This is a genomic window from Cupriavidus sp. 05T313, from assembly GCF_056396665.1.
In genome coordinates this window covers 1-15873 of the sequence record NZ_JBFTLX010000156.1, presented here as the reverse complement: position 1 = coordinate 15873, position 15873 = coordinate 1, and the positions used below count along the sequence as shown (strand labels likewise).

The window sequence follows — 15873 nt, the reverse complement described above, 5'->3', positions numbered from 1 at the left end:
CGCGGGGGCCGCGCCATGCAGGCTGCCCTTGACGGGCGCCAGCGGCGGCGTGCCGTTGGCCTCGCCCTGGGGCAGGTTGCGCCATGCCACGCCGCGCGCGCCGGGCGGCACGCGCTGGCCCTGTACAAAAGCGCGCGACGGCATGTCTGTAATCGCCCCCGGCACATTCCGGTTGATGAAGGCATTCCCGCCATGGCGATTGAACGCCTCGTTGTTGCCAGCGAAGCGGTTGATGCGGCTGAGATACGCCGGGCTGGCGCCATAGACCGGGCGATAAGCCTCGTGCGGTCCCAGCGGGTACCACGCTACGCCCGGGCCACGTCCGTGCCCGTGGCCCTCGCCGATAAAGCCCACCACCGCTGGGGCGTAGACCGGCCGTACCGACCGCGGGCCCGGCATCCAGCCCCAACGGTTGCCGATGCGGGCCCAGCGGCCGTAGTGGGACGGGGCGAAGCCCCAAGGCGCATCGTCGCACCAGCTCCACCCCCACGGTGCCACCCAGGCCCAGTAGCCCGTGCTGTAAGGTGCCCAGCCCGCCGCCACCACGCGGGGGAACCAGACCGCGCCATAGCCGGGGTCTTCCTGCCAGTCGCCATAGTCGTCCAGCGCGGCATAGCCAGTCATTTCAGGCGCGACGTAACGAGCCGACGGCGAACTGTCCTCGCGCGCATCGCGCGCCATGGTCCAGCGGTCGAAGCCGTCCAGGGGAGGATTGGTGGCGCTGCCAGCCTCGGCCAGGTCGGTGCCGGCAAAGCGGATCTGCTCGCCGCGCCGCATTTGCCGCGAGCGGTTGTCGCCGTACACCACGGCGGAGCCGTGGTGCATGGTGACCACCGTGTTGCTGCCGTCAGGCGCCACGTCGAGGCGGTAATCGCCGGGCTCGGCCGGCACGAAAGCCACGTTGGGCGTGTCGATCTCGACCGGCTGGTCGGGCGGCAGCGCGCGTACGCGCAATTGCAGCGTGCCCTGGGTCAGCTTGACCTGCGTGGCGCTGTCGTCGAGGTTGAGCACGGTCACGGCGGTGCCGCTGCCCAGCCGGATCGCCGTGGAACCGGCGTGCAATTCGGCCTGGCCGCCGTTATCGACCCAAAGGCGGTCGCCGGTGGTAATGGGCCGGTTCAGGCCTGCCTGCGCCCAGTCGTCGGAACCCGCCGGGGCAAAGCTCAGGTTGCCAGCGGCATCAGTGATGGTGGCGATGCGCTCGGAAGGATCGGCGGACTGCGCCAGCGCCGGCAGTTGCCAAGTGATGAAAACGAGACTGGCGGCCAGGAGCAGGGCGCGCGTGCGGGCGCCAGGCCTGCGGTCGGAAAACATGGGATACCTCTTGGTAAGAATGGGCGCGCGGGCCAACACCTGCCACCCTGCTATCACCATACTTCGCTTAACGCCAGGCTGCCGGACTAGCCGACTTGACTTTGTAAGCACATATTTCCCTGTCCTGGACAGGCGGGAGAGGCATAGCTTGCCTGCGCGCCGCCCGCCACGGGCCCCGCCACGTCGGGCTGCCAGGGCTGGCGGGACGAAACGGGACGAAACGGGACAAAGCCGGAAACAAATTTCCAGGCGGGAAGCGCGGCCGTGCAGGGCAGCCGGCACATGGTATCAACGGGGAAAAGGCGGAGCAGCGATGCTGGCGCGGGCCCGGCCCGCCCGGCTCAGCGAGCCGACTGCCGCAGGAATTCGGTAAATTTGTCGGGGGACATAGGCCGGCCGTACAGGTAGCCCTGCACCTCATGGCAACCGTTCGCGGCAAGGAAATCCCGCTGCTCGACGGTTTCCACGCCTTCGGCCACCACCCCGATGCCCAGGCTGCCGCCCACGTTCACCATGGCGCGCACGATGGCGGCGTCGACTGGGCTCTCGGTGACATTGCGGATAAACGACTGGTCGATCTTGATGCGGTCGACCGGAAATGACTTGAGGAAACTGAGCGAGGCGTAGCCGGTGCCGAAATCGTCGCAGGTCAGGGTCACGCCATCCCGGCGCAAGGTCTGCAACTGCCCGGAGAACTCGTCGCCCTGCTGCAGGGCGATGGTCTCGGTGATTTCCAGCTCGAGCCGCTCGGGCGCCAGGGCCAGCTCGCGCAGCACGTGGCGGACTTCGGTCAGCAGGCGGCTCTCGCTGAGTTGCGCCGCAAACAGGTTGATGGCGACGCGCGGCGCATCGGGAAACCCCAGCGACCACATGCGCGCCTGGGCGCAGGCGGTGTGCAGCAGCCAGACGCCAACGTCCGCCGCCACGCTGCTGGCCGCCAGCGCATCGATGAAGCTGGCCGGCGTCAGCAGGCCCTGGGTGGGATGGCGCCAGCGCATCAGCGCCTCGGCGCCCACCACGCGGCCATCGCGCAGGTCGATCTGCGGCTGGTACAGGAGTTCGAACTGGCGTTGCGCGTAGGCATCGCGCAAGGCTTGCACCAGCGACAGGCGGGTGGTCACGTCGGTGCGCATCTGCGGCTTGAAGAAGCGGATGGTGCGGCCGCCGTCGCGCTTGGCCCGGCCCAGCGCCAGGCTGGCCGATGCCAGCGCATCCGAGGCGTTGTCCCCGCCGGCCGGCATCACGCACGCGCCCAGGCTGGCCAGCACATGGTGGCGCCGGTTGCCGTATTCGTGGGGCTCCGACTGGAGCGAAAGGATGGCCGCGCTGACATGGCGCACCAGGGTGGGATCCGCGATGGAGGGGAGCAATACGGCGAACTCGTCGCCGCCGATCCGCCCCAGGATGGCGTCGCGCGGCGAGGCGTCGCGCAGGCGGCGTGCCACGCGGCGCAGGATTTCATCGCCCTCGGCATGGCCGTGCATATCGTTGAAAGCACGGAAATCGTCGATGCCGAGCAGCAATAGCGAACAGCGCGGGGTGGCCTCCGAGCGCAGGCGGCCTTCCAGCGTGTTCAAGAATGCCTGGCGCGACGCTACGCCGGTCAACGGATCGAGGTCCGCGTTCGACGGCGCGCCGGCCCTCGCCTCTGACCTGGCCACCATGCCTGCCCTGTTTGTGATTATCGACATCGGTCCGATCTGACTATTTGGCAAGTGTGACGAAAACCAGGAAAAAATCAAGCCGCGTCAAACCATAATATGGCGATATGTTGCGACCGGACAAATACCATTACCCTTGACGTTCCCTTCCGCGGGCGCCATTGAAATGGCAGAAGCCTTACAGTACCCTACCCCGCTATAACGCACCCCTGGTGCTCCGCCCAGCCTTCTAACCCGCGTCCGCGCGCCATTTTCACCGCGCCCGGCCGCCCGCTCCCCCTACTACAAGAAAAGCAATGGGAAAACGCATCGTGACCCTCTGGACCATCCGCACGCGCATCCTGGTAAGTTTCGCCTTTATCCTGGCGGTCATTTTACTCACGGCGGTGATCGCCTACGACCGCCAGTCGGCCATCGAAACCAATGCCACCGCGCTGCGCGACGATGCCCTGCCGGGACTCTACTACAGCACCGCCATGCGTGGTGCCTGGGGCGAAGCCTATGTCCTGGCCTGGCAGAGCATCACAGCGGCCAATGACACGGAGCGGCGCCAGTACGCCGAGAGCAACGTGGCATTGCGCAAGCGGCTGGACGCCCTGGAAGAGAAATACGCCGACTCGATCCGGCGCCCCGAAGACCGCCAGCGCTTCGAGAAGTACAAGGAGATCCGCCGCGGCTATGACGAAGCCAGTTCGGTGATCTTCGCGGCAGGCGGCGCCGAGGCCGGCGCCATGGAAAGCCGGCTGCGCGGCCCGATCCATGCCATCTGGGACGAAGGCCGGACTACCCTGCAAACACTGTTGGACGACAACAACAAGGTAGCCAGCGAAGGCGCCACCAGCATCAACCACGCGGTCGAGACCGCCAAGATCAGCATAGAGGTCTCGCTGATTGCCGCCTTGCTGGAGTCGCTGGTAGCCGGCTACCTGTTGTTCCGTTCCATCACCGTGCCGATGCGCTCGATCGTCGATCTGCTCACCAATATGCGGGGCGGCGACTTGCGCCAGCGCCTGTCGCTCAATCGCAAGGACGAATTCCTCGAGGTGGAGCAGGGCTTCAACCAGATGACCGGCGATCTTACCGGGCTGGTCGGACAGGCCCAGCGCTCGGCCATCCAGGTGACCACTTCCGTCAACGAGATCGCCGCCACCGCACGCCAGCAGCAGGCCACCGCCACGGAGACCGCCGCCACCACCACCGAGATCGGCGCCACCTCGCGGGAGATCTCCGCCACCTCGCGCGACCTGGTACGCACCATGACCGAGGTCTCCGGCGCCGCCGAGCAGACCGCCGGCCTGGCCGGCACGGGCCAGGTCAGCCTGTCGCGCATGGAGGCCACCATGCACCATGTCATGGAAGCCGCCGGCTCCGTCAACGCCAAGCTGGCCACCCTGAACGAGAAGGCGGGCAATATCAACCAGGTGGTCACCACCATCGCCAAGGTGGCGGACCAGACCAACCTGCTGTCGCTCAATGCCGCCATCGAAGCCGAGAAGGCCGGCGACTACGGCCGCGGCTTCTCCGTGGTCGCCACCGAAATCCGCCGCCTGGCCGACCAGACCGCGGTAGCCACCTACGATATCGAGCAGATGGTGCGCGAGATCCAGTCCGCCGTGGCTGCCGGTGTCATGGGCATGGACAAGTTCTCCGAAGAAGTGCGGCGCGGCATGTCCGAGGTGACGCAGGTCGGCGACCAGCTCTCCCAGATCATCGGCCAGGTGCAGTCGCTGGCACCGCGGGTGCAGATGGTCAACGAAGGCATGCAGGCCCAGGCCGGCGGCGCCGAGCAGATCAACCAGGCCCTGATGCAGTTGTCCGAAGCGGCCCAGCAGACCGTGGAATCGCTGCGCCAGTCCAGCCAGGCGATCGACGAGCTGACGCTGGTTGCCAACGACCTGCGTACCGGCGTGTCGCGCTTCAAGGTATGAGCGCGCCGGGCGCCGGCAACACGCCATGAAACTCTTCCTGCTCTTTCGCATCGGGCCGGACCACTACGCACTGGACGCGAACGAGATCGCCGAAGTGCTGCCGCTGACCACCCTCAAGCAGCTGCCCGAGGCGCCGCCCTGGGTCAGCGGGCTGCTGGCGCGCGGTGGCGAGGTGGTGCCGGTGATCGACGTCAACGCGCTGGCCACCGGCACGCCGGTCGCCAGGCGGACCAGCACGCGCACCGTACTGGTGCACTACCGCCGGCAAGCCGATGCGCCGGCGCGCCTGCTCGGGCTGCGTCTGGAGTACGCCACCGAGACGCTGCGCTGCGATCCCGCCGAATTTGTCGACAGCGGCGTGGACCCCGCTCCGGCGCGCTACCTGGGGCCCGTGCGCAACGGCAGCCAGGGGATGGTGCAGTGGATCAAGGTCGATGCCCTGCTGTCCGACCCGGTGCGCGCGCGCCTGTTTCCCGACTTGCCGGCAGCTGAGCCTGCCGCGCCAGGGCCATGACCACCGCCGCCCATATCGAGGCCTTGCTCAAGGAGCGCATCGGCCTGGACGCCGCCACCGTGGGGCCGGGCATGATCGAGCGCGCGGTGCGCGAGCGCCTGGCCGCGGCCGCGGCGCCGGATCACCACGCCTACTGGAACCTGCTGCACGTGCAGCCGGACGAACTGCAGGCGCTGATCGAAGCCGTGGTGGTGCCCGAGACCTGGTTCTTCCGCCATCGGGAGGCGCTGCTGGCGCTCGCCCGCTTTGCCGCCATGCGCGTATTCGGAAGCGCTGGCGAACACGAGGATGCCGGGCCGTTGCGCATTCTCAGCGTGCCCTGTTCGACCGGCGAAGAGCCGTATTCGATCGTCATGGCGCTGCTCGATGCCGGCGTGCCGGAGCAGCGCTTCCAGGTCGATGCCGTGGACATCAGCGCGCGCTCGCTGGAGCGCGCCCGCATCGGGCAATACGGCAGCAACTCCTTCCGGGGCGGCCCGCTGGATTTCCGCGACCGGCATTTCACCGCCAGCGCGGGCGGCTACACCCTCAAGGCCAGCGTGCGCGCCAAGGTGCGCCTGCTGCGCGGCAACCTGCTCGATCCGGTCCTGATGGCCAATGAGGCCCCCTATCACTTTGTGTTCTGCCGCAACCTGCTGATCTATTTCGACCAACCCACGCAGCGGCGTTCGCTCAAGGTGCTGGAACGGCTAAGCCGGCCGGACGCCATGATTTTCGTCGGCCCGGCCGAAGCCAGCCTGCTGACGCGGCACGGCTTTGTCTCGGCGGGCGTGCCGCTCGCCTTTGCCTTTACCCGGCGCAGCGCACATGCACAGGCCCCGGGCAACCTTGCCGTGCCGGATTACCTGGCCCAGCTGTCCGATCCGGTCCGGGCCGCCCCGCCGCCGTTGTCGTGGCCGGCGCGTACGGCCGTGCCCGCCAGGCCTCTGGCCCCGCGCGGGCAGGCACGGCCCACGGCGATACCGCCCCCCTCCGCCGCACCGGCGCCGGCCCCGGCCGCCGGCAAAGCGGCCGCCCCGGCCAATGCCGGCGCCGATGCGCTGGCCAGGATCTCCCGGCTTGCCGATCGCGGCGACCTCGCCGCCGCGGTGGCGGCCTGCCTGGCGCACCTGGAAGCGCAGGGCCCGTCGGCCGCCGCCTATTGCCTGCTGGGCGTGCTCCACGATGCCACCGGCCGGCCGGCCGACGCGCGCGAGGCCTATCGCCGCGCGCTTTACCTCGACCCGGCTCACCAGGAGGCGCTCTACCATATGGCTGCCATCCTGGAAGCGGAAGGCGACGGCGCGGCAGCGGCTCGCCTGCGACATCGCGCACAACGCAAGACCCCGACCCATCATGCCTGAGCCCGCATCGCTTCCCCCGGCCGAGCATGGCCTCCCGCCCGGCGTGACGACTGTCGCCGTGGATGACTGCTGGCGCCGCATCGGCGTGCTCGGAAACGGCAGTTGCCCGCTGCTGGCCACGCACATCCATTGCCGCAATTGCCCGACCTACTCGCGCGCGGCGCTCACGCTGCTCGACAACCTGCCTACCGGCGAAGTGAGCCTGCCCGCCGACAGCGCCGTCCAGGCCGAGACCGCTGCGCGCGGCCCCACCCTGTCCTGCCTGGTGTTCCGCATCGGCGACGAGTGGCTGGCGCTGCCGGCGGCCGCGCTGGCAATGGTCACCGCACCCTGCCCCGTGCATTCGCTGCCGCACCGCCACCACGCCGCGGTGCTGGGACTGGCCAGCGTGCGCGGCAACCTGCTGGCGTGCATCTCGCTGGCGAAACTGCTCGGCCAGGACCCGGCCGCCGGCGCCGCGTCCAACGCCGCCGCCGATGCCAAGGGTGGCGCCGGGCACGGCGCCCGGCTGCTGGTCCTGGGCCAGGGCCGCACCGCCATCGCGCTGCCGGTGGACGAAGTCACCGGCATCGAGCGGATCGCGGAGGCAGCCCTGCAGCCACTGCCAACTACCTTGTCGCGCGCCTCGGCGCATTACACCCGGGCCTTGCTCAAGAGCGGCGGGCGCAGCGTCGGCCTGCTCGACCCGGCCCTGCTGCAACAAGCCCTGAAGCGGAGCCTGGCATGAACCCCGACCAGTTGCGCGACGCCTCCCTGCTGGAGCTGTTCGCGCTGGAGGCGCAATCGCAGGCCGAGGTCCTCAATGCCGGCCTGCTGTCGCTGGAGCGCGACCCCACCGCGGCCGACCAGCTCGAGGCCTGCATGCGCGCGGCCCATTCGCTCAAGGGCGCCGCGCGCATCGTCGGCCTGGATGGCGGCGTGCGCGTGGCCCACGTGATGGAAGACTGCCTGGTGGCGGCCCAGCACGGCGAACTGCGGCTGCGGCCGGTGCATATCGACGCCCTGCTCCACGGTACCGACCTGCTGCTGCGGCTGGGCTGCCCGCCGGGCGGCGATCCCCTATGGGCCGACCAGGCCGGCAAGGCCGAGATCGATGCCCTGGTGCTGCGGATGGGCGCGCTGCTCGCCGGCGAGGAAGTCGACGCCGACGCCTGGGCGGCAGGTCATGCCGCGCAGCGCCTCGCGCCGGGGAGCGAGGCGCTGGCCGAACCACTAGCCGAGTCGCAAGCCGCAAGCACTACGCCCGTGAGCGCGGCGCGGCCCGAGGGCCCGGCGCCCGACGCGGTCGCGGGCACCAAGGCCGCAGGGCCAGCCACGCAGCCCTCCGGCCTGCCGGATGCCCAGGAGCGCATGCTGCGCGTCAGCGCCGATACGCTCGACCAGTTGCTCGCGCTGTCGGGCGCGGCGATGGTGGAAACGCACTGGCTCAAGCCCTTCGGCAACGCGCTGCAGCAGACCCGGCGGCTGCAGATGCGCGCGCTGCAGGCGCTCGATGCGCTGCAGGTGGCGCTCGCGGCCAGTCCGGCGGACGCCCTCGCCCGGGCCTCGCTGGCCGAAGCGCAGCGCTTGCTCGGCGAGGGCCACCAGCAGTTGTCGCAACGGATCACGGAACTGGAGCAGTACGACCACCGCACCGGCCGGCTCGCGCACCAGATCTACGACCGGGCGCTGGCCAGCCGCATGCGGCCCCTGGCCGACGGCCTTACCGGTTACTCGCGCATGGTGCGCGACCTGGGGCGCTCGCTGGGCAAGGCGGTTCACCTCGAACTGGTCGGCGAGAGCACCAAGGTCGACCGCGACATCCTGGAGCAGCTCGAGGCGCCGCTGGCCCACCTGCTGCGCAATGCGGTAGACCACGGCATCGAAACGCCGGAAGCGCGCCTGGCCGCCGGCAAGCCGGCCGAAGGCCGCATCACGCTGAACGCGCGCCACAACGCCGGCCGGCTGGCGATCGTGATCGCCGACGACGGCGCCGGCGTGGACCTCGATGCCCTGCGCCGCGCCATCGTCCGGCGCAACCTGGTGCCCGAGGACACCGTGGCCAGGCTGTCGCAGGCGGAACTGCTCGACTTCCTGCTGCTGCCCGGCTTCAGCATGCGCGAGACCGTCAGCGAAGTGTCGGGGCGCGGCGTCGGGCTCGATGCCGTGCAGGACATGCTCCGCCAGGTGCGCGGCAGCATCCGCCTGACGCAGCAGAGCGGACACGGCATGCAGTTCCACCTGGAGTTGCCGCTCACCTTGTCGGTGGTGCGCGCGTTGCTGGTCGAGGTATCCGGCGAGGCCTACGCCTTCCCGCTGGCTTACGTCATGCAGGCCATCCACCTGGAGCGCGGCGACATCGAGCAACTGGAGAACCGCCAGCACTTCCGCTTCGGCGGCCGCCAGGTGGGGCTGGTAAGCGCGGCCCAGGTCCTGCAGCAAGCGGAAGCCCGCCGCGACGAGGAGACGGTGCCGGTGGTGGTCCTGGGCGACCAGGAGCGCACCTACGGGGTGGCGGTGGACCGGCTGCTGGGCGAGCGCATCCTGGTGGTGCAACCCCTGGTGGCGACCTTGGGCAAGATCAAGGACATCGCCGCCGGCAGCCTCACCGAGGATGGCACGCCGGTGCTGATCTTCGATGTGGAGGACATGGTCCGCTCAGTGGAAAAGCTGCTGTCGGAAGGCAAGATCGACCGCATCCGCCGTGGCAGTACCGAGGCGGCGCCGGTCCGGCGCAAGCGCGTGCTGGTGGTGGACGATTCGCTTACGGTGCGCGAGCTTGAGCGTAAACYGCTCTCCAACCGCGGCTACGAAGTCGCGGTCGCGGTGGACGGCATGGATGCCTGGAACGTGCTGCGCGCCGAATCCTTTGACCTGGTCATTACCGACATCGATATGCCACGCATGGACGGCATCGAACTGGTCAGCCGCATCAAGCGCGACGCCCGCCTGCAGCAAGTGCCGGTGATGGTGGTGTCATACAAGGACCGGGAGCAGGATCGCCAGCGCGGCCTGGAGGCCGGAGCCGACTACTATCTGRCCAAGGGCAGCTTCCAGGACGCCGCGCTGCTCGATGCCGTCCAAGACCTGATTGGAGACGCACGCGCATGAAGATCGGCATCGTCAACGACTCCCGGCTGGCCGTGGCCGCCCTGCTGCGCGTCATCGCGCTCGACCCTTCGCTGGAGGTGGCATGGGTGGCCGAGGATGGCGAAAGCGCCGTGCGCATGGCCGCCGCGCGCACGCCCGACCTGATCCTGATGGACCTGCTGATGCCGGTCATGGACGGCGTCGAGGCAACCCGCCGCATCATGGCCGCCACGCCGTGCGCCATCGTGGTGGTGACCATGGACCTCGGCCGCAACGCCAGCCAGGTGTTCGACGCCATGGGCCACGGTGCGGTCGACGCGGTCGATACGCCCACGCTGGCCGAGCCGGATTCGAAGCTGGCCAGCGGCCCGCTGCTGCGCAAGATCCGCAATATCGGCCGGCTGCTCGATGGCCGCACCGGGCCCTCGCGCGCGGCCGCGCCGCTGATGCGCAAAGCCAGCACCGAGCGACTCGTGGCAGTGGGGGCATCGGCCGGCGGCCCTTCCGCGCTGGCCACTGTGCTGGGCAGCCTGCCGGCCGGATTCAACGCCGCCGTGGTCGCGGTCCAGCATGTGGACGAGGCCTTCGCGGCCGGCATGGCCGACTGGCTGGACGCGCAGTGCCACTTGCCGGTGCGGCTGGCCCGCGAGGGCGAGGGTCCGCAGCCGGGCACCGTGCTGCTCGCCGGCACCAACGACCACCTGCGCCTCATCGGCGCCACTCGCATGATCTACACGGAAGAGCCGCGCGACTACCTGTACCGGCCGTCGATCGATGTATTTTTTGAGTCCGTGGCCCAGCACTGGCGCGGCGACGCGGTGGGCGTGCTGCTCACCGGCATGGGCCGCGACGGTGCGCTGGGGCTCAAGGCCATGCGCGAGCGCGGCTGCCTGACCATTGCCCAGGACCAGGCCACCAGCGCCGTCTATGGAATGCCCAAGGCCGCCGCCGCGCTTGGGGCCGCGAGTGAAATCCTGCCTTTGCCGCAGATCGCCGCCCGCATCGTACGGGCGTGCAACACCAATAACAATCAGTAACCACGGGCTGGACAGAGGTGCCGGACATGCAGCGAAACAATCCAGGCGGTACAGGCAGTAGCACAGCCGCGCCACGATCAGCTTTTCGGCGCCTCCCAGCCAGAGAGCACGAGGAACATAATGTCTAAAGAAACAGCCCCTAGCACCAGGCAGCACCAGGATGAATACAAGGCCATGGTGCTGCTGGTGGACGACCAGGCCATGGTGGGCGAAGCGGTAAGGCGCGAACTCGAACCCGAGCGGGACATCGATTTCCACTATTGCGCCAAGCCCGACGAAGCCGTCGCCGTGGCGGAGCGCACCCGCCCCACGGTGATCCTGCAGGATCTGGTAATGCCCGGCATCGACGGCCTGACGCTGGTGCAGCAATACCGCGCCAACCCGGCGACGCGCGACATTCCCATCATCGTGCTGTCCACCAAGGAAGAGCCGATCATGAAAGGCGCGGCCTTTGCCGCCGGCGCCAACGATTACCTCGTCAAGCTGCCCGACACCATCGAACTGGTGGCGCGCATCCGCTATCACTCGCGCTCCTACCTCAACCTGCAACAACGCGACGAAGCCTACCGCGCGCTGCGCCAGAGCCAGCAGCAACTGCTCGAGACCAACCTGGAACTGCAGCGGCTGACCAACTCGGACGGCCTGACCGGGCTGTCCAACCGGCGCTATTTCGACGAGTACCTCGGGGCGGAATGGAAACGCGCCAACCGCGAGCAAAGCCAGCTGGCGCTGCTGATGATCGACGTGGATTCGTTCAAGGCCTACAACGACACCTACGGTCACGTGGCTGGCGACGAAGTGCTGCGCCGCGTGGCGGGCGTGATCCGCGAGAACTGCGCGCGCCCTGCCGACCTGCCGGCGCGTTTTGGCGGCGAGGAGTTCGCCATGATCCTGCCCTCCACCTCGCCCGGCGGCGCGCGGCTGCTTGCCGAGAAGGTCAGGCGCGCAATCGAATCCCTGCAGGTACCGCACAGCGGCTCCCCGGTAGGTGCGTATGTGACGGTCAGCATCGGCGGCACGGCGATGGTGCCCGGTGCCGATATGCCATTCAGCCGCATCGTCGAAATCGCCGACGCGGGTCTCTACCAAGCCAAGCGCAATGGCCGCAACCAGGTCGTGATGACATCCTGACCGGGCGGGGCGGCACGCATCGCCGCCCCTGCCGCCCGCCGCTTTTCGCCCTCCGCGCCGGTTTGACCACGACCGGCGCCAGCGCTACGATAGCCCGCCAGGCGCCATCCCATGAATATGGAGTAGCGCGCCCTGCCCGCTCCGCGGCATAGTCGAGACCAGCCTCCGCCCACACCATGCGCTCACAGAACCAGTCTCCGGCCCCGGAAGCCGATATCCGTGTCCTGCTAGTGGAAGACGACCCCGCCACCAGCGCGCGCCTGCAAAGTGCCCTCAGCAGCTTGCCCGGCATCCAGGTAGTGGCGGCCTGCGCGCAGCGCGCCAGCGCCTGCGAATGGCTGGACACGCAGGAGCCCGACGTGCTGCTCTGCGATCTCGGGCTGCCGGACGGCTCCGGCATCGATGTCATCCGCCATGCGCGCCGGCTGCACCCGCGCTGCGACTGCATGGTGATCACCATGTTCGGCGACGAGGCCAATGTGCTGGCCAGCATCGCAGCGGGGGCCACCGGCTACCTGCTCAAGGACGAATCGGACGACAACCTGCGCGCCTCTGTGCTGGAGCTGCGCGCGGGCGGCTCGCCAATGAGCCCGGTCATCGCGCGCAAGGTCATCACCCGGCTGCGCAGCGCCAGCGCGCCGGGCCTGCCGGCGCCGGACGCGCCAGGCGCCCAGGGGGCGGAGGTGACGCTTTCGGCCCGCGAAACCGAGGTGCTCGACCTGATTTCCCGCGGCTACACCTATGCGGAAACCGCCGGTCACCTGTCGATCAGCGTGCATACGGTACAGGCGCATATCAAGAACATCTACGGCAAGCTTGCTGTCAACTCCCGCACGGAAGCCGTCTTCGAAGCCCACAAACTCGGCTTGCTGAAAACCTTGTGAGACCGCTGCCCGGAGCGCATCCGGCCGGCATCCTGCTCGCCGCCAAATGGATCGTCTCGTTCGCCCTGCTGCTGGCCGCCTGCGCGGCGGGCGTGGGAGGCGCAAGCCATGCGCAAACCGAACAGCCCGCGCAGGTGCAGGCACTGGAACAGGCGGAAGCGATTGTCCGCCTGACCGGCGGCGGTCCTGGCGCTGTAACGGGGCCGGTCCCGCTGCAGTTGAAGCTGCCGCACTACTGGGACCGCGAATTCCCCGGCAGGGACGGCACGGCCACCTACCGGCTCGCCTTTCAGTACGTTCCCACCGGCCACGACACGCCCGCGTTCTACCTGGCACGAGCCGCCAACAGCTTCGAGATGCGCCTGAACGGCAAGCTGCTGGCAGCCTCCGGCGACTTGTCGGCACCCGCCATCCACGCGGGGCAGCGTCCCCTCTACGTGCCGGTGCCCGAGGTCATGCTGCGGGCCGACAACGAACTGGTCGTCACCATCGCCGCGCTGTCCAATGGACGCGGCGGCCTGTCCAGGATCGAGTTCGGCCCCGGCAACGTGGTGCGTTCCCACTACGATGGCGCCTTGTGGTTCCGCGTGATCGGTCCGCTGGTGATCGCCGCCGTCAGCCTGCTGCTGGCCGCCATCTCGCTGCTGATCTGGTGGCGCCAGCGCGATCCCCTGTTCGGCTTGTACGCGCTCGCGGAGATCGCCTGGGCCATCAGCCTCGCCGAGTTCTTCCTCGCCGATACGCCGTTGCCGCGCGGCGTCTGGCAGGTCATCGTGCTTTCCAGCCGGGCGATCTTCATGGTAGCGACGGCCAAGTTCGCCTTTATCATCATCGACGTGCGCGCGCGCTGGCCGGGGTGGGCGGTCAACGCCTACCTGTGGATCAAGTTTCCGCTGATCGTGCTGATGGCCAGCGTGCTGAGCTTGCCTTACCTGAAAGTGGCGGACTGGGGCATCAATGTGGCGATCGCCTGCTACGTGGCGGGCGCGCTGGTATGGTCGGCGCTCCGGCGTCCCAATCACGAACGGGTGGTGCTCGCCGTCGCGCTGGGCCTTGCCACCGCGCTCACCGCCGCCGACTTCGTGCGCATCTGGCTCACCGGCGACTTCTACTGGGATACGGCACTCACCAAATATGTCTCGCTGCTGTTCAGCCTGACCATGGCATGGCTGCTGGTCGACCGGTACACGCGCACCACCCGCATGCTGGCCGATCTCAACCGTGACCTTGACCACAAGGTTGCGCAAAAGGAGCAGGAGCTTCACAGGCTCTACGCCCACTCGCGCGAGGTAGAGCGCGAGCAGGCCACGCTTAGGGAACGCGGGCGCATCATGCGTGACATGCACGACGGACTGGGCAGCACGCTGGTCGGTGCGCTCAGCGTGCTGCGCTCCGGGCAGGGCTCGCCCGCGGTGTTGCAGGAGCACCTTCAGCATGCATTGGATGCGCTGAAATTCTCGGTGGATGCCATGCAGGACACTGGCGGCGATCTCGCCGCCGTGCTTGGCAACCTGCGCTATCGGTTGCACGCGAGGCTGGAAGCGGCCAGGTTGCGAGTGGACTGGCAGGTGGAGCGATTGCCGGCTGCGGCCGGCCTGACGCCGCAGATAGTGCGGGAACTACAGTACCTGTTGCTGGAAGCCTTTAGCAATGTCATGCAGCATGCAGACAGCGGCGTGGTGCAGGTGGTGGCGCGCAGCGTCGGGGGAGAGGCCCGCGGTGGCGGGGCCATCCTGATCGAGATACGGGATGACGGGTGTGGATTCGATGTCGCGGCTGCCGTGCAGGGGCATGGCCTGGCCAATATGCGCAGCCGCGCGGCTGCCATCGGCGGCGAGCTGTCGATTGACTCTTCCGGGCGGGGTACTGTGGTTTGTCTCTTGCTGTTCCCGGCCAGGTGGAAGGCGGGGGAGACTGGCTGAGGGTTGGGCGCACCTCAACTCCCCTGCCCGATATCACTCTGCAGCACGTCCAGGTGCGAGAGATAGTTATCCAGTTCCTCGCGCCCGCTATCCGTAATGCAATAGACCCGGCCACTGCCTTCCACCAACTCCGCCGTGATGGCCCGTGCGATGAGCAAGCTACGCAGGATGGGCCTGAGCGAACGAATATTCTTCTCGACCCCATGCTCGCGCAAACGGTCGACCAGTGTCATTACTGTCGACGGACTCGACTGGACAAGTTTCAGGATGTACAGCTTCGAAACGAAGCCATCTAGTGCTGGAGTTCTCATGCGGCGCCTGTGACGCACCAGACAGCGGTGCGATAGAGCAGATCATCATGCGCAGCCCTGGCACTGCGAGCGCAGCCGGGCGTGTTCAGTGCGAGCGGCCCGGCTTGCACCGGGAGCGCTATCCAAAAAAATCGGGGTGCCCGAGGCACCCCAAATCTTGCGTTGCGTGCGCCGGCACGACGCCGGCGCGGGTGGGGCTCTATGACTACTCTTCCTGGAACGCCTCTTCGCGCTTCGCCTTGATCGACGGCAGTGCGACAACAGCGACCAGTGCGGCAGCGGCGATCAGCAGGCCCATCGACAGCGGACGGGTCACGAACACGGTGAACTCGCCACGCGACAGCAGCAGGGAGCGGCGGAAGTTCTCTTCCATCATCGGTCCCAGCACGAAGCCCAGCAGCAACGGAGCCGGCTCGCACTTGAGCTTCAGGAACAGGTAGCCGAGGATGCCGAAGCCTGCCGCCATGAACACGTCGAAGGTCTGGTTGTTGACCGAGTACACACCGATACCGCAGAACACCAGGATGGCCGGATACAGGAAGCGGTAAGGCACGGTCAGCAGCTTCACCCAAATTCCGATCATCGGCAGGTTCAGGATGATCAGCATCAGGTTGCCGATCCACATCGAGGCGATCAGGCCCCAGAACAGCGCGGGGTTGCTGGTCATGACCTGCGGGCCCGGCTGGATGTTGTGGATGGTCATCGCACCCACCATCAGCGCCATCACCGCGTTGGGCGGAATGCCCAGCGTCAGCAGCG

13 protein-coding genes are annotated in these 15873 nt (G+C 68.2%); 9 read left to right on the top strand and 4 right to left on the bottom strand.

Annotation, left to right across the window (positions count from 1 at the left end; genetic code table 11):
• Together AC1DKD_RS27550 and AC1DKD_RS27545 are read right to left on the bottom strand one after the other, a co-directional pair.
• Nucleotides 1-1314, bottom strand: a 1314-nt coding sequence (locus AC1DKD_RS27550) for a DUF6600 domain-containing protein (RefSeq protein ID WP_477143933.1), incomplete at its 3' end; no start/stop codon positions are given.
• A 341-nt stretch (nucleotides 1315-1655) separates the two neighbouring features.
• Nucleotides 1656-2978 carry a putative bifunctional diguanylate cyclase/phosphodiesterase gene (locus AC1DKD_RS27545; RefSeq protein ID WP_045236297.1) on the bottom strand — a complete coding sequence of 441 codons (1323 nt, stop codon included), beginning with the start codon at nucleotides 2976-2978 and terminating at the stop codon, nucleotides 1656-1658.
• Between the two features lie 293 nt (nucleotides 2979-3271).
• On the opposite strand from AC1DKD_RS27545, the gene AC1DKD_RS27540 reads away from it, so the two are divergent.
• The 9 genes from AC1DKD_RS27540 to AC1DKD_RS27500 all read left to right on the top strand — a co-directional run bounded on the left by AC1DKD_RS27540 (nucleotide 3272) and on the right by AC1DKD_RS27500 (nucleotide 14803).
• The gene (locus tag AC1DKD_RS27540) at nucleotides 3272-4903 is read left to right on the top strand and encodes a methyl-accepting chemotaxis protein (protein ID WP_441637393.1); all 1632 of its coding nucleotides are present in this window, start codon (nucleotides 3272-3274) and stop codon (nucleotides 4901-4903) included.
• A 25-nt stretch (nucleotides 4904-4928) separates the two neighbouring features.
• Nucleotides 4929-5417 (top strand): chemotaxis protein CheW, encoded by a 489-nt coding sequence (locus AC1DKD_RS27535; protein WP_441637395.1) that lies wholly within the window; start codon nucleotides 4929-4931, stop codon nucleotides 5415-5417.
• The gene (locus AC1DKD_RS27530; RefSeq protein WP_477111303.1) at nucleotides 5414-6760 is read left to right on the top strand and encodes a CheR family methyltransferase; all 1347 of its coding nucleotides are present in this window, start codon (nucleotides 5414-5416) and stop codon (nucleotides 6758-6760) included. Before AC1DKD_RS27535 ends, AC1DKD_RS27530 begins: the two co-directional genes overlap by 4 nt.
• Nucleotides 6753-7487 carry a chemotaxis protein CheW gene (locus AC1DKD_RS27525; RefSeq protein WP_441637146.1) on the top strand — a complete coding sequence of 245 codons (735 nt, stop codon included), beginning with the start codon at nucleotides 6753-6755 and terminating at the stop codon, nucleotides 7485-7487. The genes AC1DKD_RS27530 and AC1DKD_RS27525 overlap by 8 nt, the downstream gene beginning before the upstream one ends.
• A complete protein-coding gene (locus AC1DKD_RS27520; protein WP_477143932.1) occupies nucleotides 7484-9850 on the top strand; it encodes a response regulator in 2367 nt (788 codons plus the stop codon). Before AC1DKD_RS27525 ends, AC1DKD_RS27520 begins: the two co-directional genes overlap by 4 nt.
• Entirely contained in the window at nucleotides 9847-10866 is a 1020-nt protein-coding gene (gene cheB, locus AC1DKD_RS27515; RefSeq protein WP_441637142.1) for a chemotaxis response regulator protein-glutamate methylesterase, read from the top strand. The genes AC1DKD_RS27520 and cheB overlap by 4 nt, the downstream gene beginning before the upstream one ends.
• 120 nt (nucleotides 10867-10986) lie before the next feature.
• Nucleotides 10987-11997: a diguanylate cyclase gene (locus AC1DKD_RS27510; protein WP_441637140.1), complete on the top strand. Its 1011-nt coding sequence runs from the start codon at nucleotides 10987-10989 to the stop codon at nucleotides 11995-11997.
• A gap of 176 nt (nucleotides 11998-12173) precedes the next feature.
• Complete coding sequence (locus tag AC1DKD_RS27505; RefSeq protein ID WP_441637138.1) at nucleotides 12174-12881, top strand: response regulator transcription factor; 708 nt, start codon at nucleotides 12174-12176, stop codon at nucleotides 12879-12881.
• On the top strand, nucleotides 12878-14803 hold the full coding sequence (locus tag AC1DKD_RS27500) for a sensor histidine kinase (RefSeq protein WP_441637136.1): 1926 nt from the start codon (nucleotides 12878-12880) through the stop codon (nucleotides 14801-14803). Before AC1DKD_RS27505 ends, AC1DKD_RS27500 begins: the two co-directional genes overlap by 4 nt.
• A gap of 14 nt (nucleotides 14804-14817) precedes the next feature.
• Here AC1DKD_RS27500 and AC1DKD_RS27495 read toward each other — a convergent pair whose 3' ends face one another.
• Both AC1DKD_RS27495 and AC1DKD_RS27490 read right to left on the bottom strand, forming a co-directional pair.
• Entirely contained in the window at nucleotides 14818-15114 is a 297-nt protein-coding gene (locus AC1DKD_RS27495; RefSeq protein ID WP_045236288.1) for a helix-turn-helix transcriptional regulator, read from the bottom strand.
• Between the two features lie 205 nt (nucleotides 15115-15319).
• Nucleotides 15320-15873, bottom strand: a 554-nt coding sequence (locus tag AC1DKD_RS27490; protein ID WP_441637134.1) for a tripartite tricarboxylate transporter permease, incomplete at its 5' end; no start/stop codon positions are given.

Coding starts and splice junctions, on each gene's coding strand:
- AC1DKD_RS27510 (WP_441637140.1), top strand. CDS start 10,987: ATGTCTAAAGAAACAGCCCCTAGCACCAGGCAGCACCAGGATGAATAC.
- AC1DKD_RS27505 (WP_441637138.1), top strand. CDS start 12,174: ATGCGCTCACAGAACCAGTCTCCGGCCCCGGAAGCCGATATCCGTGTC.
- cheB (WP_441637142.1), top strand. CDS start 9,847: ATGAAGATCGGCATCGTCAACGACTCCCGGCTGGCCGTGGCCGCCCTG.
- AC1DKD_RS27525 (WP_441637146.1), top strand. CDS start 6,753: ATGCCTGAGCCCGCATCGCTTCCCCCGGCCGAGCATGGCCTCCCGCCC.
- AC1DKD_RS27495 (WP_045236288.1), bottom strand. CDS start 15,114: ATGAGAACTCCAGCACTAGATGGCTTCGTTTCGAAGCTGTACATCCTG.
- AC1DKD_RS27545 (WP_045236297.1), bottom strand. CDS start 2,978: ATGGTGGCCAGGTCAGAGGCGAGGGCCGGCGCGCCGTCGAACGCGGAC.
- AC1DKD_RS27530 (WP_477111303.1), top strand. CDS start 5,414: ATGACCACCGCCGCCCATATCGAGGCCTTGCTCAAGGAGCGCATCGGC.
- AC1DKD_RS27535 (WP_441637395.1), top strand. CDS start 4,929: ATGAAACTCTTCCTGCTCTTTCGCATCGGGCCGGACCACTACGCACTG.
- AC1DKD_RS27540 (WP_441637393.1), top strand. CDS start 3,272: ATGGGAAAACGCATCGTGACCCTCTGGACCATCCGCACGCGCATCCTG.